The organism is Deltaproteobacteria bacterium (assembly GCA_022340465.1).
Classification (GTDB): domain Bacteria; phylum Desulfobacterota; class Desulfobacteria; order Desulfobacterales; family B30-G6; genus JAJDNW01.
Genome location: JAJDNW010000011.1, coordinates 14,224 through 39,259, shown reverse-complemented (window position 1 = coordinate 39,259; position 25,036 = coordinate 14,224). Strand labels below are relative to the sequence as shown.

The 25,036-nt window shown below is 54.7% G+C and carries 22 protein-coding genes; 6 read left to right on the top strand and 16 right to left on the bottom strand.

Annotation, left to right across the window (positions count from 1 at the left end):
* Positions 1 to 113: 113 nt before the first annotated feature.
* The 6 genes from LJE94_01930 to LJE94_01905 all read right to left on the bottom strand — a co-directional run bounded on the left by LJE94_01930 (position 114) and on the right by LJE94_01905 (position 6,205).
* Positions 114 to 1,424 carry a TRAP transporter large permease subunit gene (locus LJE94_01930; protein MCG6908864.1) on the bottom strand — a complete coding sequence of 437 codons (1,311 nt, stop codon included), beginning with the start codon at positions 1,422 to 1,424 and terminating at the stop codon, positions 114 to 116.
* Complete coding sequence (locus LJE94_01925) at positions 1,421 to 1,957, bottom strand: TRAP transporter small permease subunit (protein MCG6908863.1); 537 nt, start codon at positions 1,955 to 1,957, stop codon at positions 1,421 to 1,423. Before LJE94_01925 ends, LJE94_01930 begins: the two co-directional genes overlap by 4 nt.
* 409 nt (positions 1,958 to 2,366) lie before the next feature.
* On the bottom strand, positions 2,367 to 3,410 hold the full coding sequence (gene dctP, locus LJE94_01920) for a TRAP transporter substrate-binding protein DctP (GenBank protein ID MCG6908862.1): 1,044 nt from the start codon (positions 3,408 to 3,410) through the stop codon (positions 2,367 to 2,369).
* Positions 3,411 to 3,550: 140 nt separating this feature from the next.
* Positions 3,551 to 4,432, bottom strand: coding sequence for a 3-hydroxyacyl-CoA dehydrogenase family protein (locus LJE94_01915; GenBank protein MCG6908861.1), 882 nt, complete (start codon positions 4,430 to 4,432; stop codon positions 3,551 to 3,553).
* Positions 4,433 to 4,444: 12 nt separating this feature from the next.
* Positions 4,445 to 5,398, bottom strand: a complete 954-nt coding sequence (locus LJE94_01910) for an AMP-binding protein (protein ID MCG6908860.1) — start codon at positions 5,396 to 5,398, stop codon at positions 4,445 to 4,447.
* Between the two features lie 135 nt (positions 5,399 to 5,533).
* The gene (locus LJE94_01905) at positions 5,534 to 6,205 is read right to left on the bottom strand and encodes a TetR/AcrR family transcriptional regulator (GenBank protein MCG6908859.1); all 672 of its coding nucleotides are present in this window, start codon (positions 6,203 to 6,205) and stop codon (positions 5,534 to 5,536) included.
* Positions 6,206 to 6,514: 309 nt separating this feature from the next.
* Here LJE94_01905 and LJE94_01900 point away from each other — a divergent pair, with 309 nt between their 5' ends.
* Positions 6,515 to 8,431, top strand: a complete 1,917-nt coding sequence (locus LJE94_01900) for an acyl-CoA dehydrogenase C-terminal domain-containing protein (protein MCG6908858.1) — start codon at positions 6,515 to 6,517, stop codon at positions 8,429 to 8,431.
* Here LJE94_01900 and LJE94_01895 read toward each other — a convergent pair.
* Complete coding sequence (locus LJE94_01895) at positions 8,428 to 8,901, bottom strand: MaoC family dehydratase N-terminal domain-containing protein (GenBank protein MCG6908857.1); 474 nt, start codon at positions 8,899 to 8,901, stop codon at positions 8,428 to 8,430. The two genes, LJE94_01900 and LJE94_01895, sit on opposite strands and share 4 nt — an antisense overlap.
* 328 nt (positions 8,902 to 9,229) lie before the next feature.
* On the opposite strand from LJE94_01895, the gene LJE94_01890 reads away from it, so the two are divergent.
* The 5 genes from LJE94_01890 to LJE94_01870 all read left to right on the top strand — a co-directional run bounded on the left by LJE94_01890 (position 9,230) and on the right by LJE94_01870 (position 13,949).
* Positions 9,230 to 9,940: an ATP-binding cassette domain-containing protein gene (locus tag LJE94_01890; protein ID MCG6908856.1), complete on the top strand. Its 711-nt coding sequence runs from the start codon at positions 9,230 to 9,232 to the stop codon at positions 9,938 to 9,940.
* A complete protein-coding gene (locus tag LJE94_01885; GenBank protein MCG6908855.1) occupies positions 9,933 to 10,637 on the top strand; it encodes an ABC transporter ATP-binding protein in 705 nt (234 codons plus the stop codon). The genes LJE94_01890 and LJE94_01885 overlap by 8 nt, the downstream gene beginning before the upstream one ends.
* Positions 10,638 to 10,734: 97 nt before the next feature.
* The gene (locus tag LJE94_01880) at positions 10,735 to 11,637 is read left to right on the top strand and encodes a branched-chain amino acid ABC transporter permease (GenBank protein MCG6908854.1); all 903 of its coding nucleotides are present in this window, start codon (positions 10,735 to 10,737) and stop codon (positions 11,635 to 11,637) included.
* Positions 11,638 to 11,640: 3 nt separating this feature from the next.
* Positions 11,641 to 12,606 carry a branched-chain amino acid ABC transporter permease gene (locus tag LJE94_01875; GenBank protein MCG6908853.1) on the top strand — a complete coding sequence of 322 codons (966 nt, stop codon included), beginning with the start codon at positions 11,641 to 11,643 and terminating at the stop codon, positions 12,604 to 12,606.
* 122 nt (positions 12,607 to 12,728) lie between these two features.
* Positions 12,729 to 13,949, top strand: a complete 1,221-nt coding sequence (locus LJE94_01870) for an ABC transporter substrate-binding protein (GenBank protein ID MCG6908852.1) — start codon at positions 12,729 to 12,731, stop codon at positions 13,947 to 13,949.
* A gap of 89 nt (positions 13,950 to 14,038) precedes the next feature.
* On the opposite strand, the gene LJE94_01865 is transcribed toward LJE94_01870, so the two are convergent.
* The 9 genes from LJE94_01865 to LJE94_01825 form a co-directional block, all read right to left on the bottom strand.
* Positions 14,039 to 15,229, bottom strand: coding sequence for a thiolase family protein (locus tag LJE94_01865; protein ID MCG6908851.1), 1,191 nt, complete (start codon positions 15,227 to 15,229; stop codon positions 14,039 to 14,041).
* Between the two features lie 252 nt (positions 15,230 to 15,481).
* Positions 15,482 to 17,035: an AMP-binding protein gene (locus LJE94_01860; GenBank protein MCG6908850.1), complete on the bottom strand. Its 1,554-nt coding sequence runs from the start codon at positions 17,033 to 17,035 to the stop codon at positions 15,482 to 15,484.
* Positions 17,036 to 17,040: 5 nt separating this feature from the next.
* Complete coding sequence (locus LJE94_01855; protein ID MCG6908849.1) at positions 17,041 to 18,288, bottom strand: 2-hydroxyacyl-CoA dehydratase family protein; 1,248 nt, start codon at positions 18,286 to 18,288, stop codon at positions 17,041 to 17,043.
* 59 nt (positions 18,289 to 18,347) lie between these two features.
* Positions 18,348 to 19,124, bottom strand: a complete 777-nt coding sequence (locus tag LJE94_01850) for an acyl-CoA dehydratase activase (GenBank protein ID MCG6908848.1) — start codon at positions 19,122 to 19,124, stop codon at positions 18,348 to 18,350.
* Positions 19,121 to 20,068 (bottom strand): 2-dehydropantoate 2-reductase, encoded by a 948-nt coding sequence (locus LJE94_01845; protein MCG6908847.1) that lies wholly within the window; start codon positions 20,066 to 20,068, stop codon positions 19,121 to 19,123. The genes LJE94_01850 and LJE94_01845 overlap by 4 nt, the downstream gene beginning before the upstream one ends.
* A gap of 161 nt (positions 20,069 to 20,229) precedes the next feature.
* Positions 20,230 to 21,537, bottom strand: a complete 1,308-nt coding sequence (locus tag LJE94_01840; GenBank protein MCG6908846.1) for a phenylacetate--CoA ligase — start codon at positions 21,535 to 21,537, stop codon at positions 20,230 to 20,232.
* A 175-nt stretch (positions 21,538 to 21,712) separates the two neighbouring features.
* Positions 21,713 to 22,306, bottom strand: coding sequence for an indolepyruvate oxidoreductase subunit beta (locus LJE94_01835; protein ID MCG6908845.1), 594 nt, complete (start codon positions 22,304 to 22,306; stop codon positions 21,713 to 21,715).
* Between the two features lie 20 nt (positions 22,307 to 22,326).
* A complete protein-coding gene (iorA, locus tag LJE94_01830; GenBank protein ID MCG6908844.1) occupies positions 22,327 to 24,174 on the bottom strand; it encodes an indolepyruvate ferredoxin oxidoreductase subunit alpha in 1,848 nt (615 codons plus the stop codon).
* A 155-nt stretch (positions 24,175 to 24,329) separates the two neighbouring features.
* Positions 24,330 to 24,842, bottom strand: a complete 513-nt coding sequence (locus tag LJE94_01825; GenBank protein ID MCG6908843.1) for a hypothetical protein — start codon at positions 24,840 to 24,842, stop codon at positions 24,330 to 24,332.
* Positions 24,843 to 25,036: the final 194 nt, after the last annotated feature.

Genomic DNA, 25,036 nt, shown 5'->3' with positions numbered 1-25,036 from the left:
AGCCCAGTTTGAGTCAAATAAAGAGAATAGCAGGCAAACAGGTAGGTCAATAAATGATCATTAACATCCACGCCTTCGTTCCTCAACCCGAAATTGTCGCCCGGCCTGTTTCATTACAACAAAAGGTTCGGCAGCCACAGGGCAATCTGGGGAAAGATCATAATAATCACCAGGCCGGTCAGTTCCACGAGTGTGTAAGGGACGACCGAGCGGTAGATGTCGCCCATGGTGATGCCCTTGGGCACGATGCCCTTGAGATAGAAAAGATTGAAACCAAAGGGCGGCGTCATGTACCCGATTTCCATGTTGATGACAAAAAGGATCCCAAACCACAGGGGGTCGAAACCGTGCGCCTTGATGATCGGCAAAAATACCGGGACTGTGATCATCATGATGCCGGCCGGGTCCAGAATCATGGCCAGCAGAAAGATAACCAACTGGATAAAGACGATGGTGCCCCAGGGGCCGCCGGGAATGTAGGCCATGATGTTCTCGATAAACTGATGGGCCCCCATGCCGTGGTAGGCTGCACTGAAACAGTAGGCGCCGAAGAGGATCCACATGATCATGCCGGTGAGCCTGAGGGTTCTCAGGGCGGCTTCCTTAAACAACGGCCATGAAAACTGGCGGTAGATCAGGGAGGAGATAATAGCTCCCAGCACCCCCATGGCAGCCGCTTCCGTGGGGGTCGTAATGCCGCCGATGATCGACCCCAAGACCATGACCACGATGCCCACGGGCAGAATGACCGCCTTGAGAGCGATAAATTTTTCTTTCCAGTTTCCGCGCTGATCTTTGGGAATGGCCGGTCCCAAGTGCGGTTGATAGTAGCATCGAACCGCTATGTAGATGGAAACCAGCACCAGCAGCAGCAGTCCGGGAAAGACGCCCCCCGCAAAGAGCCGCCCGATGGATTCGCCCGATATGAGGGCGTAAAGAATCATGATGACGCTGGGCGGTATGAGAATGCCCCAGCCGCCTCCCGAGTTGATGCATCCCAGGGCCAGTTCCTTGTCGTAATTGCGTTCGAGCATGGAAGGCAGGGCAATGGTTCCCATGCTGACCACGGCCGCGCCGCTGATGCCGCACATGGCCGAAAAGATGGCGCAAATGACCACGGTACCGATGGCGAGTCCGCCACCGACCGGGCCGAACCAGAGGTACATCATGGTGTAGAGATCTCTGGCCACGCCGGATCGCTCCAGGATCATGGCCATGAAAATAAAGAGGGGGACCGCCACCAAGGAAAATTTATTCATGGCGCCCCAGGTCTGGGCGGCTACCATGTAGAAGGATTCAGGTCCCCAGGTGAAGTAAAGAAAAATCATGGAGACGCCGCCCAATACAAACGAGAGCGGAAGACCGGACAGCAGGAAAAAGACCAGAGCCCCGAAGAACAACAGGGTCAGGAGTTCAATGCTCATAGGGTTTCTCCTTTCTGCTGTTCCGGTGTTGCCGGCGTGTCCTTGCCCAGCAGGATGAGAACATCCCTGATCAGTTTGGCGATGCCCTGCAGGATGAGCAGAATGGCCGCTAACGGTATGGTCAGCTTGGCCGGATAAAGCGGAGGATTCCAGGCCGACTGGGAATGTTCGAATCTGGAGAGCGAATCCCAGGCCAGTGACCCGCCGTAGACCAGCAGCATGCCGCAGAAAAGGAAAAACAGGAACGAGGAGACAATGTCCAACAGGGCTTTGTGCTTTTTGTCGAGCCGCGAATAGACGATATCCACGTTGACATGCCCGCCGGTGAGCAGAATGTAGCCCCCGCCCAGAACGGCGTAGGCGCCGAACAGCATCTGTGACAGCTCGTTGGCCCAGACGGTCGGGGAGTTGAAGAAGTAGCGCAAGAAGACTTCCATCAACAGCAGTCCGAAGAACAGAAACAAAAAGTAGGAAAGGATGTGGCCGATGCCGTTGTTGATGGCATCGATCGTCTTGAGGATACGTTCGAGCATTGAATCCAAGCTCCTCTAAGTTTCAGCTTTACCCAGGTTTATAGCAATTGTCATAAGGCTGTTCCGTTTCAACCTCGGTCGGGGAGGCCAAGGGTCTATAGTTTCAAAGCGCCATATCATTAAGATTCTGCAGGGCTAGCGGTGTGCCCAGCCGGATTGATGATGTTTCCACGATCTGATTTTATTAAGAATCTGCCTTCTTTCATCACCAATCCGGCGGGCACAAGATCTGCTCCGCAATGTAAAGACCGTTAATTCCAGAGGTCCGAGAGCGGAGGTCGGAGACCGGCTGCCGCAAGCATTCAGTTGTCGCAGAGATAAATCCCCGCACTACAATGCGATCTGCCCTTGGCGATGGCGCCCAGGGCTTCACCCACCGGCAACCGACCTCTGTCTTCCGACTGCCGCATTAGAGATGGCCGAGCGACGTGAGGTAGTCTTTCAGCATCTGCAGCGCTTTGGCGGCCTCAGGACCTTTTTCTCCTTCCTTCTCCCACATGTCCATGGCGATCTCGGTGATTTTTTTCTGCTCTTCGGGCGGGAGGTTGAGAACGGTCACGCCTTTTTCCCTGACCGCCTTGGCCAGAACAATGGCCTCCAGGTAGATGTACTGGTTGGTTCTTTTCCAGAACTCTTCTTCCAGCGACCAATACAGAATTTCCTGAATGTCTTCGGGCAGCTTGTCGATGGCTTTCTGGTTGACCACGAACGCATCGGTCCCTGCTATGTTGAGACCCGGGAGGAGATGGTATTTACAGACATCATACAGCTTCATGCTGTAGGCTCCCTGGGCCGCACCCCAGTGGGCGCCGTCGATCACACCGGATGCCAGGGAGGGATACACCTCGCCGCCGGGGAGATAGGAGGCGGCAGCGCCGAGGGAGGTTAGGAAAACCTGGAGTACACCGGATGAGCGCAGTTTGAGGCCCTTGAAGTCGTCAAGACTTCTAACCGGTTTTTTCAGCACGAGCTCCGTGGGGTAAACCTTGTCCGTGGAATAGAAGACACCGTGTTTGGCGGCACCCTCCCGGATCATTTTTTCAAATCCGAGCCATTTGTGGAAATAGGCGCACTCCCATACATTTTTAAATGCAAAGGGCAGTCCCGCCGCAATGCCGGCCACCTCGACCTGATCCCGGATATAGGCGGGCGAGATGGTGCCCATCTGGATCATGCCCCTTTTAACCGCGTTGAATATTTCCTTGGCAGGCACCAGGGAGCCGGACGGGTAGGGTTCCAGGATCAGCCGGCCGTCGGTCCTCTCTTTTATGCGCTCCGCCAACACCTCGAGGCTGGCCTTGTAGGAACTACTCGAAGCGGGCCAGTGCGACTGCACGCGCCACTTGATGACTTTTTCCGCCGCCTGTGCAGGTGCTCCGGTCATCGTCACAACAAGGAAACACAAGGCAAGCGCAACAAACAAACCCAATCTCGATAGTCCTTTCGTGCTCATATGATGTCCTCCTTTCTGTTGCCTAAGTTGCGTTGCAAACAAATTAGGTGTGATTTGACGCCACCCTGGCGCTTTGGCGGTCATCGTCGATAGACGATCTCCTGCCAGGAAGCGGGTAGCTGTCAAGCGGTTGATGATATTTATTCAGCCATGCCGACTTTCTTGCCGTCCGCGTCATATTTGTACCAGCCGATGCCCGTCTTGCGGCCTAAATGCCCCAGTTTGACTTTGCGCTGGAGTAGCATCGGCGGATAGAATTTCGGGTCCCGGGTTTCCTCGTAAACGGCGCGCATGGCGTTGTAGCCCACGTCCAGGCCCGCCATGTCGGCGGTTTCAAAGGGTCCCATGGGTCTTCCGAATCCGAGGCGCATGCCCTTGTCAATGTCATCGACAGTGGCGACACCGCTCTCAACCAGTTTGATGGCTTCGATGGTGGCCGGAAAATTCAGCCGGTTCAGTACGATACCGGCCACGTCCCGGTTGACCCGGATGGTTTCCTTGCCCAAGGTCCGGCACAGATTTTCGGCAACATCCACACTTTGATCGGAGGAGCCCAGGCCCTTGACAATCTCAACGGCCCGCATCATGGGCACCGGACTGAAAAAATGGGTCCCGACAACCCGGTCGATCCGTTGGGTGGCCACGGCGATTTCGGTTACCGGAATCGCGGATGTATTGGTTCCCAGAATGGTGTGTCGCGGGCATATCTTGTCCAGCCTGGCAAAAAGCTCGCGTTTGACATCCAGGTTTTCCACAACCGCCTCGAAAACGAAATCCGCGCTGTCCGCCGCTTCCAGGTCGGTGGCGGTTTCGATGCGGCCCATGATTTCTTCCACGGTGCCCTGGACGCGTCCCTTGTCCACGAGTTTGCCCACCGACCATCGAATGGCGTCCAACCGTTTTGTCAAAATGTCGTCCGTGAGGTCCTGCATGACAACCTGGTAGCCAGCCTGAGCACTGATCTGAGAGATGCCGCCGCCCATGAGGCCGGCGCCGGCCACGAAGATTTTATGAATGGTCATAATTCCAACTCCTCAATCGATGTTGTTTCTGATTTCCTTTTTCAGAATTTTTCCGGTGCCGCTTTTGGGCAGCGGCTCTCGGCGAATTTGAATGACGCGGGGGTATTTATAGGGAGCTACACGCTGTTTCACATAATCCCGGATCTCGGTTTCGCTGATTTCCGCGCCGTCGTTCAGTACCACGATGCCCATGACTTCCTCCCCGAGATCGGCATGGGGCAACCCGATGACGGCCGTTTCCAGAACTTCCGGAATCTGATAGATGACTTCCTCTATTTCCCGGGGGTAGACATTGTAGCCCCCGCGGATAATGAGATCTTTTTTGCGGTCGACAATGTAAATGTAGCCGTCCTCATCCATGCGGGCGATATCACCGGTGTGAAGCCAGCCATCCTCGAGGGCCTTTCCGGTTTCCGCAGGCCGGTTGAGGTAGCCCTTCATGACACCGGGCCCCTTGATGAGCAGTTCTCCGGGGGCGCCCGGTTCAACCGCAGACCCTTTCGGCGTAACAATCTTGGCTTCGAATTCGGGAATAGGCAGGCCGATGCTGCCGGGTTTGGCCAAGCCGCCATAAGGGTTTTCCACACAGACCGGTGCTTCGGTCAACCCATACCCCTCGTAAATCCTGGTGTCGAAGCGTGTTTCAAAACGGCGTATGAATTCAACCGGAAGGGATGCGCCGCCGGAAACACAGAATTTCAGTGACGAACGTTTCGGTGGCGCATCTTCGGTTGCCTGTATCAAGCGATTGACCATGGTGGGAACGGCGAACAGAATGGTCTGCTCTTCATTTTCTATAATTTCGACAACCCTTTTTGGATCGAACTGGGTGAGAAGCTCGACTGTCAGACCCTGGTAAAATGAAACGTTCAGTTCTTCGTAAGTGATAATTTCACCCTCATGACGCACGGCGGCCTTATCAGGAAATTTTTTTGCCGAGGTTTCCAGGTATTGTGCCAGATTCATAGGATTCTCCGTGATCCCGATGGCGGCGTGCGTGCGCTGTTACCTGAAGCTTGCACGGCCCTGTCGACCAAGACGCGGCGATCTCTCAACAGCCATACGCCGGGGAACGGCAGCGTACAATCGTGGGACACGATTTTATTCAGTTTTTTTGAGCATTACATTGACAGTGATATTCGGTTCATGGTTCAGGTTGCGGATACCGGCAAAGATGGTATCGCAAATATCATCGGCAAGCGCCATCAGGTCATGCGGCTCACCGATCATGCTCCGCCTGGTAACTGAATGCTCGATGGTGCCCCAAATCATGGAACGGACGAGATAGGGATTGATTTCAGACCTGAACTCTCCGTTATGAATCCCTTCCTCAATCACACGAATATAATTTCTAGCCGAAGACTGAACGATTCGATACGCTTCGGTTTGTAAAAAATTGCGGTTGACCTTCAGGTTCAACATAACGACGTTGGCGTAATCCGGGTTGTCCATATAAAGCCCAAGGTGGCGTTTGATCAGAAAGCTCAGTTTACTGGCCGCGCCCTGGATGTAAGGGAGGATTTCACTGTTTTTTTCGTGGTATTCTTTAATCGTCTCTGCTGGTATTGCAAAAAGCAGTTCCTCTTTGGAGGAAAAATATTCATAGATCGTCGCTTCAGAGACTTTGGCTATTTTGGCAATATCAGAGATGGTTGCGGACTGGAAGCCTTTTTCGGCAAAAATGCTCTCTGCGGCCTTTAATATCCTGGCACCCTTGCGTGGGTTTTTGAGCAATTTTGTGTTTGTTTTTGACAGATCGGGCTGGTGAGGCATGATTTAGGCCTTATCCACAAATTGAATGTTTAAGCTGTGAATATTTCCACAATAATAATATATATTCTCTATTGTCAAGCGATAAATCATAGTGAGACACTGTATTTTTAAGCTAAATTCAATCGTTACTATTAAACAGTAGAAAATATTATTGACAGAATTTGGTTCCTTGTCTACGGTTCTAGCGCAGGCTAGAATGCGTAAATCCAGGCACTGACACGTTGATAGTTCTGATCGGAGAAACGCATACCCGTTAACGGTTTAGATCAAATCGAAAAACGCATTGCCGGACGGAATCTGCAGAAAAAGGTGCTGTCGACGCAGGCGGTAGCGGCTGTGGCGTTTTACCTGGCTTCCGAAGATGCCCGGGGCATCACGGGGCGGGCATTCGATCTTTGCGGGGGAAGAGTATTTGACCAAAAAACAGGAGAGCCACACGTGGGACACTTCAAAATCAATCAAAAAGACATTCTATTCATACTGAAGGAACAGCTGGCGTACGGAAACCTGTGCCGTCTGGAGCGCTACCGGTCGTTGAACGAAAAGACCCTGGACATGCTGGTTTCGGAAGCGGTCAATTTTGCAAAAGGGGTGTTGGACCCGCTGCAAGAGATCGGGGAGGCATGGGGGGCCAGGCTGGAAAACGGCAAGGTGGTTTGCCCGCCTGAATTTCGCGAGGCATTCCGACAGTACGGGCGGGACGGCTGGATTGCCGCTGCCAGAAACTTGACCTACGGCGGCCAGGGATTCCCGCATATGATGCGCATCGTGGTCAATGACCTCATGTACGGCGCCTGCCAGGCATTCAACATGGCGCCCAGCCTCACCCACGGCGCCGCCCATTTGATCGAGAGTTTTGCCACCGATTCCCTCAAGAAAACATACGTACCCAAGATGTATGCGGGGACATGGGCCGGAACCATGTGCCTGACCGAACCGGATGCCGGCTCGAATCTGGCGGCCCTTCAGACCACGGCGTACCCGGAAGGCGATCACTACCGCATTAAGGGATCCAAGATATTCATTTCGTGGGGGGATCAGGATCTGACCGAGAACATCATTCACCTTCTGCTGGCCAGGATCGAAGGCGCCCCCCCCGGTGTCAAGGGCATATCCCTCTTCATCGTCCCCAAGGTGCGTGTCGCCGCCGACGGAACACCGGGGCAGGCCAACGATGTGGTCTGCACCGCGGTCGAGGACAAACTGGGACTGCATGCTTCGCCCACCTGCGCCCTGTCATTCGGTGCAAAGGACGGTTGCATCGGTTACCTGTGCGGCCAGGCCAACCAGGGACTGGCGCATATGTTCCAGATGATGAACGCGGCCCGCATCAACACCGGCGTCAGCGGCATGACCCTGGGCAGCACGGCTTACCAGAACGCGCTGGCCTATGTAAAGGAACGCAAACAGGGTCGCGATGTCGCCCGCCGCAAACAGGGGGATGTCGCCATCATCGACCACCCGGATGTGCGCCGGATGCTGCTCTGGATGAAGGCTGCGGTGGACGGTATGCGCTCCATGATCTACACGGGGGCACTCTGGCAGGATTATTCAATGGAACTTCCGCAGGGGACTGCAAGGGATCACTACCGGGACCTGGTCGACTTCATGACGCCCATCATCAAGGCCTACTGCTCGGACATGGGATTCCGTGTGTGTGAGACCGCCATCCAGTGCCTGGGAGGATACGGATTCTGTAAGGACTACCCGCTGGAGCAGTATCTGCGGGACGCCAAGATCATGTCGCTTTACGAGGGGACCAATGGCATCCAGTCCATGGACCTGATGGGCCGCAAGCTGCGTATCCGCGACGGCGCGTGCCTCAGTGCGTTTCAGGAGGAAATCGGCGCCTTTTGCAGCGCCAACGAGGAGCATCCCGGATTGGGCTGCAGTGTGAAGGAACTCCGGCAAACGGTGGCGGCGCTCTTCGACATGTCCCGCAGCATGGGCGACCGCATGAGCAGCGATCCCCTCCAGTGGGCGTCTTACACCTTTCCCGCCCTTATGGCTTTCGGTGAAGTCATCATGGCCTGGCGGCTTTTGGATCTTGCGCGTATCGCTTTCGAGCCTGCGCAGAAAAAGGGGGCAAGGTACGACTTTCACAGGGGCAAAGTTCTGCAGGCGACCTTTTTTGCCGGGACAACACTTCCGCACACTCGTGCGACCATCCTCACCTGCCTGCGAGAGGGCCGGGAAGTCTTGGAGATGCCGGCCAAGGCATTTTAATCAAGCATTGAATCCGGGGTTCTTTTGGCAAGCAATACGGTCGTTTTGCCTGTTTGCACCACCTCGCCCTTCTGATTGACTATTTTTTTGTCAAAGGTGAGAATGCCGCTGCCGCCCTGCGAACTTTCACGGAGATCTTCGACTGTCTGCTCCACGTGAATGGTATCGCCGACGAAGATAGGCGCCTTGAACTTCCAGGAGAGTTCCAGCAGTGCAAGAATGCTGTCTTCCGTAAGCTGGTACGACAATCCGGCGTGCATGATGACGCCTAAAAGGCCGTGTGCGATTCGCCGTCCAAAGCGTGTCGAGGCGGCATATTCCTTGTCGGTGTGCAGCTGATTGTGATCCCATGAAAGGCCGGCAAAACCGGCGACGTCCGCTTCCGTGACGGTGCGGGCTCTGGTAATGAATGTCTGGCCGGGTCGGAAATCATCGAAATAGAGGGATGGGACGATCATTTCGGCTGTCATGTTTTTTTCTCCGGGTTGTATATCATCTGAATATATTCGAAAAGGCAGCCCTTAAATTCCACTGGGGTTACCGCCAAGACTATAACGATGGTCCGGCTGTGGAGTCAATCTATTATACGTCTGTTTCCGTAACGGCGCGGGGTCTGGCAATTCAATCAGGCTTCAAGGCTTTGCCGGTCATGCGTCACGGATTGTAGCCCTCAAGACTGCAACCTTGGGGTAATTTTTTTTCTGGGCACCGCTCTTGACACACCATACGTTCTGATTGTAGATTCATCATCCATCACAAAGTCAATATGGCGTGAGATGAAACCCCAAAGAGGTGAGGATGCTCAAGGCCTGCAACGTTACAAAGCGATTCGGCGAACTGAAAGCGGTTGACGACTTGAGTTTCAATGTAAATAAGGGACAGATCTTCGGCATCGCCGGGCCCAACGGTGCAGGCAAATCCACCCTCTACAACCTGATCACCGGATTTTACAGCTTCGAGGGCAAGATTGAATTCGACGGCCGCGACATCAGCGGCCTCCCGCCGTATCGCATTGCCAAAGCCGGCATCGCCCGCACCTTCCAGATCCCGCAGACCTTTCCCAGCCTGAGCGTGCAGAAAAGCATTTCCGTGGGCAGCCGCTTCGGCGCTCCGGGAGGGCTCGATTCGAACCACGTGGACGAGGTCATACGATTTGTCGGGTTGGAAAAGGAACGTTTCAAGAAAACCGGTCTCCTGAACCTTCTTGGGAAAAAAAAGCTGATGATCGGCGCCTCGCTGGCCACCAAACCCAAGATCCTCATGCTGGACGAACCCATGGCCGGGTGCAACGCCAATGAGATCAGGGAACTCATGAAACTGATTTCGAGGATCAACGGCGATCTGGGCATCACCATCATCATCATCGAACACTTCATGAAAGTGCTCACCGAGCTCACCGAAAATCTGTTGATTATCGAGTCGGGGCGAATGATTTGTCAGGGAAATCCCACGGAGGTCGTCTGCAATGAGGAGGTGATCACCTGTTACCTGGGGGAAGAAAATGCTTAAGGTGGGAAATCTGAACGTATTCTACGGCGAATCCCATGTTCTGCACGACATCGCCTTATTCGTCGGCAAAGGGGAAGTCGTGGTCATGCTGGGGCCCAACGGCCACGGCAAAAGCACCCTGTTGAAATCCATCTGCGGGCTGGTGAAAAATGTCACCGGCAGGATCGTTTACAAGGACACCCCCATCGTCGGCATGGCTACCGAGAAGATCGTCAATCTCGGGTTGATCTACATTGCCGAAAGCCGGGAGCTCTTTCCCCATATGGCTGTCATTGAAAACCTCAAGATGGGAGCTTATTCAAAAAACGCCCGGCCTCACGAAAAAAAGAACCTGGAATGGGTGTTCGATCTTTTTCCACGCCTGGTGGAACGCCGTAAGCAGCCGGCCTCCACCTTGAGCGGTGGAGAAGCGCGTATGCTGGCCGTTGCCCGGGGACTGATGTCCAACGCCGATTTCCTGTGCATCGACGAGCCGTCACTGGGACTCCAGCCCAGCCTGCGACATGAGATATTCGCCATCATCAAGCAAATCAGCGCAGAGGGGAAAACCGTTCTGCTGGTGGAGCAGAACATACCGCAGATCACCGAGTTGGCCGATCGTATCTATGTCATGGAGGAGGGGCGGATTTCTTTCGAGGGCGACAAGGACGAGGCTCTGAACAACGAACACCTCAAGGAGATATTCCTGGGCATGTAACTCAGACCTGAGTTGAACTTGGGTCAGAACGTTTTGGGAGGGCGATAAGGGGGCGACACCGCCTGCACATGTTACGGAGGGATGGAATCCATTTCCAATGTTCAGCGAAGATACCATACTGCTGTTTTACGAAATCACCGACGTCATCATTGCCGGACTGTCTACGGGATCGGTGTACGCCCTGATGGCCGTGGGAATGACGCTGGTCTACGGCGTAACCAAGGCTTTCAATTTCGCCTATGGCGATTTTTTCAACATGGGGGGGTACTTTGCCTGGATTCTGATTTGCGGACTCGGCCTCCAGTTCGGTGGGTATCCTGTCATATTCATCATCGTGATGCCCCTGATGTTTGCCGTCGGCTATGGCTTGGAAAAGCTCATGATCGCGCCTTTGCGAAAACGGGAGGATTGGGAAAACAAGGTCATGATGCTGACCCTTGGCCTGGCGCTTTTTTTAACCAGCTTATACACGGTCGTTTTCGGCGTGCGCATGAAATCACTGCCACCGATCCTGGAAGGCACGCTAGACATCGGTCAACTGGTGTTTGCCTACCAGGATATCATGATTTTTTTCATGTCGTTAGGCGGTGTTCTGCTGTTCGGGTGGGTGCTCAACAACACCCGCATCGGATTGGCGGTGCAAGCGGTGGCCCAAAATCCTGTCGGTGCCAAAATCGTTGGTATTCCCAAGGAAAGAATCTTCGCATCGACCTTTGCAATTTCAACGGTCATGGTGGGATTCGGGGGCATTCTCCTGAGCCAAAAATGGTTTATCAACCCCATGTCAGGCGGCACCATCATGGTCAAAGCCTGGGTGGTCACGGCCTTCGGCGGCATGGGCTCCATTCGCGGCGGTCTGTACGCCGCCTTCATTATCGGCATGCTCGAGGCTTTTGTGGGCTGGATCTTCGGTATGAGCTACGGTATCATCGCCCTTTTCGTACTTCTGCTGGCCACTCTGGTGTTCAGGCCCCAGGGCCTTATGGGTAAAGGTGAGTAGCCTATGCGTCTGAAACACATGGCCATTATCATCGGTGTGGCCTACGCGATCATGGCGATTCTGCCCATCTTTGTGGGGGACGTCAAATTCATAATGAACATTTTGATCATGTGCCTCATCTGGGCCGTGGTCGCCTCCTGCTGGGATGTCATGATGGGATTCGCCGGTATTTTTTCCTTCGGGCAGGTGGCCTTTTTCGTCATGGGAGCCTACTGCTCCGGTATCCTGTCCATCAATCACCATGTCACGCCGGTCTTGGCTATCCTGATCGCCGGTCTGTTCACTGCCGTCATGGGGGTTCTAGTGGGACTTCCCTGCCTCAAACTGGCCGGGCCCTATGTGGCGCTGGTGACCTTCGGGGTGCACATGGCGCTGCAGCCGACCCTAAGGGGCGAAATCGGCATCGCCCTGGGCTCGGGCGGGTCTGTGGGGCTTTTGACCATTCCTCCCATCAACATATTCGGGTATACGTTCAGTTCTGCCAACATGGTGCCGACCTTTTATCTGACATTGCTGATATCCTTGGCCTGCGCTCTGACGATTATGTTCACGATCAAATCCTATTGGGGAACGGCATTCCTGGCACTCAAGGATTCTCAGGATTTCGCCATGAGTCTGGGCGTCAGTGCCTTTAAGTACAAGCTGATGGTCTTTGCCCTGACCTCATTTTTAACCGGGATCATCGGGGCCTTTTACGGCCATTTTTATGGCGTGCTTTCGTTTCGTATGTTGGACCTGGATTTGTTCAGCATTCTGATGGTCATGATGCTGGTAGGCGGGCTGGGTCATTTCCCGGGGGCCATCCTGGGAGCCTTCCTGGTGGTGACCGGCAGCGAACTCATGGCGCCTTTGGGCGCCTACCGGGCGGTCACCATGGGGGCGCTGGTGGTAGTTCTGGTGCTGGCCCTCCCCAATGGTGTCATGGGTCTTTTTTTAAAGCGTTCCGAGAGAAGCATAGAGATCGGATAGGGCTGTCCGGTGTGAATGCAACGCTCTGAGCAGTTGATAACAAGCCGCAATCCTGGGGCTTGCCGGCAAACGGCTCCGCGGGGCGGTCGACGTGCAACAACTAACAAAAAAGGGAGGCGAAAATGAAGCGATTCAAGCTGATTACGTTGGCAATGGCACTGTGTCTTCTTATCATCCCCGGGGCCATGGCGGCGGACACCATCCCGGTGGGGGTGCCGATTCCCATGACCGGCTGGGCTGCCGGTTCGGGGGCCGATTATTTCAAGGGGATCAAGATGGCCATCGATGAGATCAACGAGGCGGGCGGATTGCTGGGCAAGCAGATCGAAATAATTCGTTTCGATTCCAAAGGCTTCGAGCCCGAAGTGGTCATGCAGGCGGCCGATTACCTGTGCGGTCAGAAAAGGGTGGCCTCCGTGCATGCCGGCTGGGCGGGTTGGGGACAGGATGTGCGCGCCTACGGCAAATATGATGCACCCTTTTTTGCGGATGACGGCTCCCAGGCAGCCGTTGACATCTTCAGAGAAGACCCCAAAAAGTACTACAACATCTATCAGACCACCGATGTGGGGGTCGAACAGGCCAAGAGCATGTTTCGGGCCTTGATGGCGCTACCCTACAAGTACCCCAACCAGAAGGTGGTCATCATCAATACCGATGACTCCTGGGGCCTCGAAGTGGGCGACACGCTCGAAAAAAGCTTCAAGGAAAAAGGCTGGAAGGTCGCCAAACGCGAAACCGTGCCCTACGGCACCAATGAGTGGGGGGTGATCCTCTCTCAGATTCGCAGGATCAAACCGGCCATTATTCACATGGAAATTCCCAGCGGGCAGGAAAACATCACCTTCGTACAGCAATTTTTGAAGAAACCCTCCAATGCCATTATCAGCCTGGGGTGGGGGATTACGCCGCGCGAGGTTGTGGACGCGCTGGGGACCTCGGCCGACGGCATCGTGGGAGAAATGCCCAGCGGACTGCCCGGCCCCAAGGCCCCCAACGCCGCCGCTCAAGCCTGGGTTGACAAGTTTGTTGGTCTTTACAAACACCAGGTTCCGGCCGGTGCCTGGATTGCCTACACGGCGGTCAAGGCCTGGGCGCATGCGGTGGAAAAAGTGGGCGATGCCTATGATTTCAAAGCCGTGAACGCCTATATCCAAAAGAACGGGTATGAGGGCGAACTGGGCCTGATCAAGTGGGACAAGGACAATGTGCTGCGAGCCCAAGCCGGTGCTCCTGTGGTCCACTACCAGGTGCATGGTGGTGAATTGCAGCCGATTTTCACCGATCCGCCGCTGACACCCTATCCGTACGGGAAGTTTGTCAAGCCGCGCTGGATAAACTAATAAAAAACAGCCGGGTTGACCCGGCGTCGATTGCAAATCCAAAAAAATGCCCTCCACCGATTCGAAACGAGCCGATGGAGGGCTATTTTTTATCCTATTTTGAGAACCAAAGCCGCCCCGCAGTCGCCCGCGGCGCAGCCGGCCCAGAGCAGGTAGCCGCCGCCCTTTTCCACGGTTTCCTCGATTCCCTCGACGATCAGGCGGGTGGCCGTGGAGCCCTGGGGGTGGCCGTAGATCATGGAGCAGCCGTAGTTGTTCATCGTGCTTGCATCGATATCGAACTGTTTGGCGAAATTGATGTCGTTGACGATAAAGGGATTGTGAGTCTTGATCACGTTGATGTCGCCGATGCCGAGCCCCGCATTTTTCAGGGCCATGCGGCTGGCGGGGACGGGCGCGGCCGCCATGTAGCCCTTGCGCTCTCTGGAAAACCCGTAGGAAACGACCTGAACCGGAACGGAAGGGTCGCAGCTGAGCTCCCGGGCTTTTCCTTCGGTGGTGACGACCATGCTGGCGTTGCCGTCGGCGGGATGGGTTTGGGCGCCGAAACTGAGCACGCCCCCCGGAATCAGCGGTTTAAGGGCGGCCAGACCCTCGGCAGTCGTGGGCATGATGCCTTCGTCCTCTTCCACCAGGACGCTTTTTTTGCGGGACACCTTGACTTCCGCACCGAACATGTAACGCTTCTGGAATTCACGGTCGTTGTCCAGCGACTGGGCATACTGTTCGTAGCGCCTGAGAGAAAGCTCGTCACAGGCTTCTTTGGTGAAGCCTTCCTCCTTGGCCACATTCTCGGCGGTTTCCACCATGCGTAGGCCCACATTGGGATCGCTGTTGAAATTGTCCATGAGCCAGTTTTCCGAAATGACTTCACCGCCCGGCCCCTTGGGATTGGGCCAGATGGTGTGGGGACCGTTGGAGGTGCGATCCGTGGTCATGACGTAGACATTGTCGTAAAGGCCGGTTTCCACGCCGACGGCCGCCTGGTAGATGCAAGTCGTTCCGGTGGTGCAGGCCTGGGCCAGGGCGATTCCCGGGATTTCTCCGGCGCCCATGAGGGCGGCTGCCCAGGGGGCGGCATAGAACTGGTGTATCTGGCTGATGGTGATTCCCAGGTAAAGGTAGTCGAACATGCCGGGATCCCATTCTTTGAATGCCAGCCATCGTTTGGATGTTTCTGCCGCCAGCACGATCGAATTTTCATTTGCCAGACTGCCCTGCCAGCGGCAGAAGGGCGTGCTGTAGTATCCTCCATAAGGAATGTACGCGTTTTTTAACATCGGTCGGTTCCCTCCCTTTTTAATAAAATTTTCCGGGTGGGCCGCTGGAAAATTTTATTAGTGTGCGGCTTACGTCTTCGCTCTTCGAGCTACGTCGAGACAAGTCGCCGCTAGTTGTTAATTTGAATTTTGCTCCCATAACTCCGCTTTCGTTTCTGCCTGTTTTATTTTTCAAATAGTCATTTAAATTTTTTGCTTGAAGGGCGAAGCCCTTTTCAAGGATTAATCATTTCATCGGTTTCCGCGAAATAATTAATCCTTGTATTTTTCACGCAGTTTGCGGTGCAGAATCTTGCCCGTGGGGGTGCGGGGCATGTCATCCTCATCTATGAAGACGATTTTTTTGGGCCTTTTGTAGCCGGCCATCTGCTCCCGGCAGCAATCCATGATCATCTCTTCGGATATTTCTTCCTTTTTTGTACCCTTGGGGACGATCACGGCGACCACTTTTTCCCCCCACTTGTCGTCCGGCAGTCCGATAACGGCACAGTCGAAGACGCACTCGTGGCTGCCGATAACTTCCTCCACCTCGCTCGGGTAGATGTTTTCCCCGCCGGAGATGATCATGTTGTCCTTGCGATCGACGATTTCGAAGAAGCCTTCCGCATCCCTGCGGGCCATGTCGCCGGCACTGAACCATCCGTTGTTGAAGGATTGCGCCGTCTTTTCCGGCAGTTTATAGTATTCATCGAAAAGCATGGGACTCCTGGAGTAGAGTTCCCCGACCTCACCCACGCCGACCTCCTTTCCATTTTCATCCAGCAGCCTGACACCGTCGGAGCCCAGGCATTCCTGCCCGATGGATCCCAGCTTTCTCATCTGGTCCTCCGGTTTGAGGACGGTGACGCCTCCGGCTTCCGTCGATCCGTAGGCTTCGTAGAGATCCACCCCGGAGAAGAAGTCGATGATGGCCAACTTCATGTCTTTGCGGACAGGGGCGGAGGAGCAGAGAAGTTTGCGCACCGAAGTGACATCGAAATGGCGGTCCTCTTCCGGGATGTTCAGAATGAGGTTGTAGTGCGTCGGGATCAGCGATATGAAGGTTATCTTTTCTTTTTCGATGATCTTCATGATTTCAACCGGCTTGAAGGACCGCGCCGGATGGATGTACACCGATGCACCGATATAGAGAAAGGTGAACGTGAAAAAGGTCGAGTTGATGTGGCACAGGGGCATGACGTTCAAACAGATATCGTGGTCGTTAAACCCGTAGTCGATTGCGTTGATCAGGTAGAAAGCGATGTGCGATGCGTGCGAACGGACGACGCCTTTGGGTTTGCCGGTGGTGCCCGACGTGTAGATCAGAATCCAGCTCTCCCGCGAGTCGACAGGGATATCGGGTTCATCCTCGGGGGCGCCTTGGAGCAAAGCCTCATACTCCTTATAACCGGGACGCTCGGAACCCACGGCGATGTAGTTGTCGCCGGAGATATTATGCAACCGATCCTTGATGGTGTCGACCATGGGGGTAAACTCGGCATCCACGAAAAACGCCTTGGCGTCGGAGTTGTTGACGATGTATTCCACCTCCTGCCCCACCAGTCTGAAGTTTATGGGCACGATGGTCAGGCCGGTTTTAGCGGTTGCCAGGAAGATTTCAACGATCTCGATGCTGTTTTCCATGAAAACAGCCACCTTGTCCCCCCGGGAAAGCCCGAGTTCAATCAGTCCGTGGGCAAGGCAGTTCACCCGCCGGTTGGATTCGGAATAGGTGAACACGCGCTCCCTGTCTTTCATGGCGATCCGTTGCGGATATTTTTTGGCATTCATCTTGAACTGCTGGCCGAGATTCATCCATGCGGTCATTCTTCCTAACTCCTTTCCTCGAGTTGTTCGATGAACGCTTCCACATTGGTTTTCATCTGTTCATCGGACAGGAGCCTCAGGTCGTTGAGATCACCGTTAATGGTCAGGCTGGGGATGCCGGTTTCCCTCTCCAGCCGCTGGGGCATGCCGTAGCGGCAGTTGGAGTTGTTGGGGCAGGTCTTGGCATCGTGATAGATGATACCGTCGATATTGAAAAAGTCGAGTTTGTCTTTGATGTACCTTTCCTTGTATTCATCCGAACGTACGATGAACAGCTCCGTGTAGGCCCGGGCCATGCTGTTGAAGGGGTCTTCCGGGTCCAGGGCCGAAAAAATCCAGCTGCTGCAGTAGGTCGAAGCGATCACGTTGGCCTTTAACGCGCCGAACATCTTGGAGTGCATGCCAAGGCGGCCCCAAACCGGCATGCCTTCCCAGTAAATTCGGTGGTGTTCCTCTTCCAGCGCCCCGACACCTTGACTGACACGCTCTTGGAGCTCTTCGAGCAGCAGTTTGTAGGCATCGACCGCCTTTCGGGTGCCCCGGCCGACAACCGCCGGCCCCATAAGGGTCGTGCCGTCGAAAAAGGTAAGCGGCGAGGGTTTGGCCGCGGCAGCGGCGAGGCATTTTGCCCACAGATCGGAGCATTCCCTGGACAGGGCGACCGCCTGTTTGAGTGCATGCATGTCCAGGTTTTTTCCGGCGACTTCCTCGAGCGGTTCCACGATGTTCTCCATCTGTCTGGCAATGGAGGAGATGAGCGGGGGGGTGATGTCATTGACGCCCACATAGGAATGGACGCCCAGCACCGGCACGTTGAATTTCTCGCCGTACCAGTTGAACCAGTCCTGAACGTCGCGGCACTGGTTGGTGTTAAATACGAGGACATCCGGTCTGGGTACGCTTTCGATCCCCTTGAACGCTTTTGAAAGCGGTGTGACCCCATCCAGAAAGGCACCGATATCGGCGGTGAGATAGGAGCAGATGTCCGGCGAGTAGCCGATGGCATTGGCTTTGGGAATGAGGTCGGTGGCCATTCGCGATGTCCCCAGCATGGCGGAATGGGTCTCCGGGAAGTAGGTCAAAAAACCCATCCCCCTCAGGATTTCCGCCGGGCCGACACTGGTGCACCAGGCGATTTTTCGGTTGCCGGTTTTGGCGGCATCGTCGAGCTCGTAGTAGTAATCGGCCATGAACTTGCCCATATCTCTGGATGTCTTCAGGCGACGGATAACGGGCTTTTTTTCGTCAAGCATTATGGGGCTCTCCAACTGGTTTTTTATAGGTGATACCTGGTTTTCTGGCTTATGACTCGTTACGCCATGGCATAAAGCGCCGCCCCCACGGCTCCGGTCAACTGGGGATGCTCCGGCACCAGGATTTTTTTTTCGATAATTTCCTCTGTCATGGCGACAAGGAAAGGGTTGTGGGCCACGACACCGCCGGTCATGACCACGCTATCGGTTAAGGCGTCCATTTCGATGACCCGCTTGATGACTGAATAGAAAAGTCCCTTGACAATGTCCGGAACCTTTTTACCGTTTCTTATATTTTCGAGGACCTCGGTTGCCGAGAAAACCGTGCAGAAGCTGCCCAGTTTCACCATGTCGGTCGACTGCCTGGCCAAACCGTCCATTTCATCCAAAGGGATGTCAAGGCGTGCAGACATCTCTTCCAGGAAGGCGCCGGTGCCGGCAGCGCATTTACGGTTCATTTTGAAGCCGGTCCGCAGGCCTTTTTCATCCAGTTTGATGACTTTGTTGTCCTGACCGCCGATATCTATAATCGTGATAGCCATGGGGTAGTAGTGAAAACATCCCTTAGCATGGCATCCGATCTCGGTTTTGCTATCGTCGGAATAGGAAACGTTTTTTCTGCCGTACCCCGTTGACACGGCTTTTGAAACATCCTCCCTGGAAACCCGGGCCATTTCCAGCGACGCCTCAAGGCAGCGGTCGGCAGTGGCCGTAAAGTCGGTTCCCGATTTTTCAATAGAGTAACCCGCGAGTTCACGCTTCGCATTCAGTATGGCAACCTTGGTCCGGGAGGCCCCCACATCGACTCCGGCGTACACGGGGCGCAATTTGGTCATAGTCTCGATTCCAGCCCTTTTACGAGTGAACGCATGGTGATGTTGAACGGGGTTTCGATGCCGGCCTGGCGGCCATATTCGACAAACTTGCCGTTGATATAGTCGATTTCGGTCCGACGGCCGTTTTCGATGTCCATCAGCATGGAGGGTTTGTGGTCGCCTGCATTGCTCATGTATTCGATGGCATGGGGATAAAAATCCCAACCCAGGCTGATCTCATTGGCCCTGGCTATCTTGATGCACTCCTTGACCAGGTTGTCAACCAGGTTGAAAATAATGGGGTCGGTCATGCTTTGGGCCATGGTCAGTCCTGTTACGGCACACACGGGGTTCATGCAGGCGTTCATCACGGCCTTTCGCCATACCATGGAGATGATTTGGTCGGTGTGCTCTGTCTCGAGTCCGCTTTTGGTGAGGGCTTCGGCCACTGCTACGGCGGCGTGTTTCGACCGGGGATCGAGTTCCTGGATGAAGTGCGGCGGGTGGTGAAACGGCATGTGCACTTTCCCGGGCGCCTTGAGCCCGCAGCCGTAATTGACCACCGCGCGCATGGCCGCCCGTCCTCCCAGGGTGGATCCGATTTCCCGTTCCGTGTCGATACCGTTCTGCCAGCTGACAACATAACGTCCTTCCCGGTGAAAGGTTTCGATGGCCGAAACGATCAGGGGCAGGGCATTGGCTTTGACGGTGATGAAAATCACATCCGGGTCATGATGGCCCAATTCATCGACGGCTGTGATGACGCGCGTGACCTTTTGCTGCAAATTCTCGGCGCCGTCGATCATAATGCCGGGATCCAGGGCGGGATTGACCAGTTCCGGTACGATATCGCACAAGGTGACGTCGTAGCCGTTATGTGCCAGAAAGGCGGCGACGATCGATCCCACCGGGCCCGCACCGATAACGGCAAACGACCGGGGATTGAATTTCGGGGTTTTGCTCATTTCGACACCCCCTAATAAATTTTCTTACCCAACCGGTTCGATCAGGCATGTTGGAAACGGTTGATGTTGTCTATGCAATCATGCGATAGCGCGGTTTCAAGGGAATATATGAAAATTTTTCCCAGTATTTGAAACCTGGTCCTCTGGGCCAGGATTCTTTACTATCGCAGCTGCTTGGGCCTCTCATCCACGACCCTCAAGGCCTTGCCCTCGCTGCGCGCGATGAATTTGGGTTCGACCAGGTCGACTTCGACGCCGATGCCCATGTTGCCCTTGATGTGGGCCATGATCTTGGCTTCGACTTCCAGCTGTTTTTCCTTTCCGGCTTCGTACACTTCCGGTTTGGCTTCCACCTGGACGGCCAGTTGATCCAGATATCCTTTTTTGCGGACGATGAGGCGATACTGGGGCTCGACTTCGTCGATGTCCAGCAGCAGCGATTCAATCTGCGAGGGGAATACGTTGACACCGCTGATGATCAGCATGTCGTCGGTGCGTCCGGAAATTTTTTCCATTTTCAAGAAGGTGCGTCCGCAGGAGCAGGTTTCCCGGCTGAGGCTGGTGATATCCTTGGTGCGGTAGCGGATCATGGGCATGGCCCGGCGCTGGAGTGACGTGAAAAGGAGTTCTCCCTTCTCACCCAGCGGAAGCGGCTCCATGGTGGCGGGGTCGACAACTTCGGCCAGGTAGTGGTCTTCATTGATGTGGAGACCATTTTGCTCCTCGCAGTCATAAGCCACCCCGGGGCCGCCCAGTTCGGTAAGCCCATAGGCTTCCATGGCCTTGATGCCCATGCGCTCTTCTATCTCGTCTCGCATTTGAACCGTCCAGGGCTCGGCTCCGAAGACGCCGACCTTCAGCGGCAGTGCCTTGATATCCACCTTCAGCTCTTCGGCCCGTTCGGCTATGGTGAGCGCATAGGACGGCGTACAGCAGAGGACGGTTACCCCGAAATCCTTCATCAGGGTAATCTGTCTCTCGGTCAGCCCGGAGCTGGTGGGAACCGTTGTGCACCCCATTTTGGTGGCTGCCTGATGGAATCCCAACCCGCCCGTAAAAAGTCCGTAGCCGTAAGCATTTTGCAACATATCTTCAGGCCGAACGCCGGCGGCATGGAAATTTCTGACCATGCACTCGGTCCACTGGTCCAGATCCGCCCGCGTATAGGGACCGGTGATCGGTTTGCCGGTGGTACCGGAGGAGGCGTGCACCCTGACGACATCTTTGAGGGGCACCGCGCACAATCCAAAGGGGTAGTTGTCGCGCAGGTCTTCCTTGACGGTCAATGGGAGTTTGGCCGCATCTTCCAGTGACTTGATATCGCCCGGTTTGACGCCCAGTTCTTTGAATTTCCTTTTATAGAAGGGGACTTTCCTGGCAACCCATTCAACGGTTTCCTTGAACTTTTCCAATTGAAATTTTTGCAGTTTTTCAACCGGCATGCACTCAAATTCTTTGTTCCAGGGCATCGTTTTCCTCCTTCGTTTTGATCTGGATTTTTCCGTCGATGATGAGCAGCGACTTCTTTGCTATATGCGAAAATCCAAATTCGGGTATTAGAAAAAATTGCATACAGGCTGTCGGCTAACGTGCCGTCAGATGGAAACAACCCTTGTATTTACCCCAGCGTTTCAACTGCGGGATTTATGCACTTCCGGCTGCTGCGAACCCGAGTTCGAACGCTTTCAGGTTTGTCTCCACGAAGGCCTTTTTAGTGGTGGTCTCGATCGCTTTTTTCACGCTTTCCTCCGTGAGGGAAAGGACGCCGGTCTGGATGAGAGCCCCCATCAGGACAATGTTCAAGGACATGACATTGCCGGCTTCCTTGGCCAGCTTGATAGCGTCAAAAGCGATAAGGCTGGCGGTTTTTTCCCTGATCAACCGTTTGAGCTCATCCATGTCGGGATAGACGCCGATACCGAGACCGACAGTGAAAGGCGGAAGCGGGGCCGTATTGGTGATGACAATGGTGTCAGGATTGCATTTGTTGAGGGCACGCAGGGTTTCGGACGGTTCAAACCCCACCAGTACGTCGGCTTCACCATCCGATATAATGGTGCTTCGGGCATCACCAAAAACGACGGCGGACTCCACGACACCGCCTCGTTGCGCCATTCCGTGAATTTCACTCATCCTGACCGGAATATCGGAAAGCAGCGCCGCCTCTCCCAGTACCTTCGATGCCAGCAGGTTCCCTTGCCCTCCCACCGCCACGATAATCAGTCTTTTTGTATCCATGTCAACATCCTATTTGTTCTCTATTTTAAAGGTAATATGGCATTTTCGGGACAGATCTGAGCGCAGACGGCGCAACCGACACAGGTGTTTGCGTCAATGGCCGGCTTGTCCCCTTGGATGAAGAAGGCCGGGCAGGTGAACGTTTCTATGCACTCCCGATGGTTCTTGCACTTGTCGCTCACATAAAACGCGCGTGGTTTGATCTTTTTAATCCCCTTGGCAAAAAGGGTGCAGGTCTCCTGGGCAATGACCACCGACACCCCTTTGAAGTCCAGGGCCTCCTTGATGGCGGCGATGCTTTTTTTCAACCGGTAGGGCTTGATGACCGATACGTGCTGGACGCCCAGAGCCTTCACCAGGGCTTCGATGGAAACGCGTCCGTAGCCGTTCAGGTTGAAATTTTCCATGTCCACGCCGGGGTTGGGCTGGTGGCCGGTCATGGCCGTCGTGCCGTTGTCCAGAATCACCAGGGTAAAATCGTGGTTGTTGAAAACGGCGTTGACCAGACCGGTGATGCCCGAGTGAAAAAAGGTCGAGTCTCCGATGAAGGAAATAACCTTTTGGTCCGTCGCCCGGGAAAAACCGCACGAGGAACTGACCGAAGATCCCATGCAGATCACGAAGTCGCCCATGGCCATGGGCGGCAGAAATCCGAGGGTGTAGCAGCCGATATCCGTAGGGTGAATGACATCCAAGCCACCGGTGGCCTTTTTGATGGCGTAAAACGTCGCCCGGTGGGAGCAGCCGGCACAGAGGTTGGGCGGCCTTTGGGGGATGTCAGGGACATCGGAAACGTCCGTCTGGGCGGGGGCGGTATAGGCTGCACCGAAAAAGGCGGCGACATGTTGCCTGACCTGCGCAGGATTGAATTCGTAAAGGCGTGAAAAAAGATCGTCACCCTTTCCCCGGATGGGAATGCCCAGATTGGCCTCCTGAGCGTAAACCTTGACCATTTCCTCCATGTAGGGTTCGCCTTCTTCGACCACCAGGATTTTTTCACAGCCCTTGATAAACGTTTGGACCAGGGAAGCCGGCATGGGATGGGAGAAGCCGATGCGCAGTATCCTGGTTCTGTTTTCAATGCCCAGGTCCCTGACTGCATCGGAAACGTAGTTAAAGGAAACCCCGTTGCAGACGATGCCCCAGGGACCGTCGCCCTCGATAAAATTGTATGGGGAGGAGGCGGCGACCTCCTCCGCTTTCTTGATATTTTCCAGTAACTTGACATGCAGACCCCTGGATACGGCGGGCACGGTTACACAGCGCATGGGGTCTTTGACAAAGGCGCCCTTGACGACGCGTGGCGGAATCTCTTTTAATTCTACGATGCCGGTCGAGTGGTTTATGCGGGTGGTTGTTCGGAGGATGACCGGTTCCTTGAGCCGCTCCGACAGGTCGAAGGCATAGGGGACCATCTCCTTGGCCTCTTCCACCGAGGACGGTTCGAGAATGGGCAGGCCGGAAAGTTTGCCATAATAGCGGTTGTCCTGCTCGTTCTGGCTTGAAAACATGAAGGGGTCGTCGGCGACCACGATCACCATGCCCGCAGTGACGCCGACATAAGCCAGGGTCATGAGCGGGTCGGCTGCCACGTTGAGGCCGACATGCTTCATCATGCACATGGTGCGCACACCCGAATTGGCCGCGCCTGCGGCCACTTCCAGGGCCACTTTTTCATTGGTGCTGTATTCGAAATACAGGTCGCTTTCCTGTGACATTTGGAAAAAGGCCAGGGAAATTTCGGATGAGGGCGTGCCCGGGTAGGTGGAACCGAAGGCGACGCCCGCTTCTATGGCTCCTCTGGCAATGGCCTCATTGCCGAGCAGGAGCATTTTTTTACCTGGGTTATCGCTGAGAAGTTTATGCATGGTATGGTCCTCGATGAATGTGGGTTGGGTGAGATCCTCCGCATCCGACAGCCGTAAGCGAAATTGTGGAGAGGAATTTTTTAAGAGCTACATTACAGCTACAATTGTGGTTGTGTCAAGGAAAAATGTTGGCATCCGATACGTGCGTGGTAGGATCATAATACTGCGCAAATAAAGGCATTTTCCATTTCCGTGCGCAGATCTTTTATGGTTTGCAGGGTCATTTTCAGCTTTGTGCAGGAGGCAGATTGCGGCAGGTTTCTCAACCGGGAGACCTGGGTGGGACAAATGTACCAGGTACACATGAACGGCCGTGACAGACGGGGCAGGGTGCAGCCTTTCGCGCCGAGATAACGACAGGTCTGCCCTGCCCGGGACAGGTTTTGCGCCGGGGGAATGTTTTGCCCTGCGAGGTGCCAGAAGAGGGCGTCTTTGAAGTCCGCCCATACCGTTGCCGCACGGCAGCAGACGCCCGGGCAAAACCGGCAGGTCTCCAGGCAGAGATTCTCCATTGGAAGGGCAACGTCGACTAAGTGCATGCGGATGTTCCGGGCAGCGGTCCTGGCGTCGGCCAGCCCTTTCTCACGGCTGGAGATCAGGGCGGCCAGGGTTTTGTGCAGCTCCCGCCATTCTGACTGTTTTTTCCATGGAGGGATTAAGACGGGCATATTTATCAATTTTTCCGTTTTTTGTTGAAAAGTGGTCTATAGATCGTTATTCTTAAACAGCGAGAAAAATTATGCCAACTGTTTTTACAGATCTATCGCAGCTGACGCGACCCTGACTTGCAGAATGCCTGTGGCATCTGTAGAAAGCAGCATTCAGTCATCAAGTTACAGCCCACCTTCTACCAGAGATGAAC

What these genes read in the sequence shown, in the direction of transcription:
- LJE94_01825 (MCG6908843.1), bottom strand. Translation starts at nt 24,842, where the DNA reads ATGCCCGTCTTAATCCCTCCATGGAAAAAACAGTCAGAATGGCGGGAG.
- LJE94_01840 (MCG6908846.1), bottom strand. Translation starts at nt 21,537, where the DNA reads ATGCCCTGGAACAAAGAATTTGAGTGCATGCCGGTTGAAAAACTGCAA.
- LJE94_01925 (MCG6908863.1), bottom strand. Translation starts at nt 1,957, where the DNA reads ATGCTCGAACGTATCCTCAAGACGATCGATGCCATCAACAACGGCATC.
- LJE94_01860 (MCG6908850.1), bottom strand. Translation starts at nt 17,035, where the DNA reads ATGACCGCATGGATGAATCTCGGCCAGCAGTTCAAGATGAATGCCAAA.
- iorA (MCG6908844.1), bottom strand. Translation starts at nt 24,174, where the DNA reads ATGCATAAACTTCTCAGCGATAACCCAGGTAAAAAAATGCTCCTGCTC.
- LJE94_01850 (MCG6908848.1), bottom strand. Translation starts at nt 19,124, where the DNA reads ATGACCAAATTGCGCCCCGTGTACGCCGGAGTCGATGTGGGGGCCTCC.
- LJE94_01895 (MCG6908857.1), bottom strand. Translation starts at nt 8,901, where the DNA reads ATGACAGCCGAAATGATCGTCCCATCCCTCTATTTCGATGATTTCCGA.
- LJE94_01915 (MCG6908861.1), bottom strand. Translation starts at nt 4,432, where the DNA reads ATGACCATTCATAAAATCTTCGTGGCCGGCGCCGGCCTCATGGGCGGC.
- LJE94_01930 (MCG6908864.1), bottom strand. Translation starts at nt 1,424, where the DNA reads ATGAGCATTGAACTCCTGACCCTGTTGTTCTTCGGGGCTCTGGTCTTT.
- LJE94_01905 (MCG6908859.1), bottom strand. Translation starts at nt 6,205, where the DNA reads ATGCCTCACCAGCCCGATCTGTCAAAAACAAACACAAAATTGCTCAAA.
- LJE94_01880 (MCG6908854.1), top strand. Translation starts at nt 10,735, where the DNA reads ATGTTCAGCGAAGATACCATACTGCTGTTTTACGAAATCACCGACGTC.
- LJE94_01835 (MCG6908845.1), bottom strand. Translation starts at nt 22,306, where the DNA reads ATGGATACAAAAAGACTGATTATCGTGGCGGTGGGAGGGCAAGGGAAC.
- dctP (MCG6908862.1), bottom strand. Translation starts at nt 3,410, where the DNA reads ATGAGCACGAAAGGACTATCGAGATTGGGTTTGTTTGTTGCGCTTGCC.
- LJE94_01885 (MCG6908855.1), top strand. Translation starts at nt 9,933, where the DNA reads ATGCTTAAGGTGGGAAATCTGAACGTATTCTACGGCGAATCCCATGTT.
- LJE94_01845 (MCG6908847.1), bottom strand. Translation starts at nt 20,068, where the DNA reads ATGAGCAAAACCCCGAAATTCAATCCCCGGTCGTTTGCCGTTATCGGT.
- LJE94_01865 (MCG6908851.1), bottom strand. Translation starts at nt 15,229, where the DNA reads ATGTTAAAAAACGCGTACATTCCTTATGGAGGATACTACAGCACGCCC.
- LJE94_01855 (MCG6908849.1), bottom strand. Translation starts at nt 18,288, where the DNA reads ATGCTTGACGAAAAAAAGCCCGTTATCCGTCGCCTGAAGACATCCAGA.
- LJE94_01910 (MCG6908860.1), bottom strand. Translation starts at nt 5,398, where the DNA reads ATGAATCTGGCACAATACCTGGAAACCTCGGCAAAAAAATTTCCTGAT.
- LJE94_01890 (MCG6908856.1), top strand. Translation starts at nt 9,230, where the DNA reads ATGCTCAAGGCCTGCAACGTTACAAAGCGATTCGGCGAACTGAAAGCG.
- LJE94_01870 (MCG6908852.1), top strand. Translation starts at nt 12,729, where the DNA reads ATGAAGCGATTCAAGCTGATTACGTTGGCAATGGCACTGTGTCTTCTT.
- LJE94_01875 (MCG6908853.1), top strand. Translation starts at nt 11,641, where the DNA reads ATGCGTCTGAAACACATGGCCATTATCATCGGTGTGGCCTACGCGATC.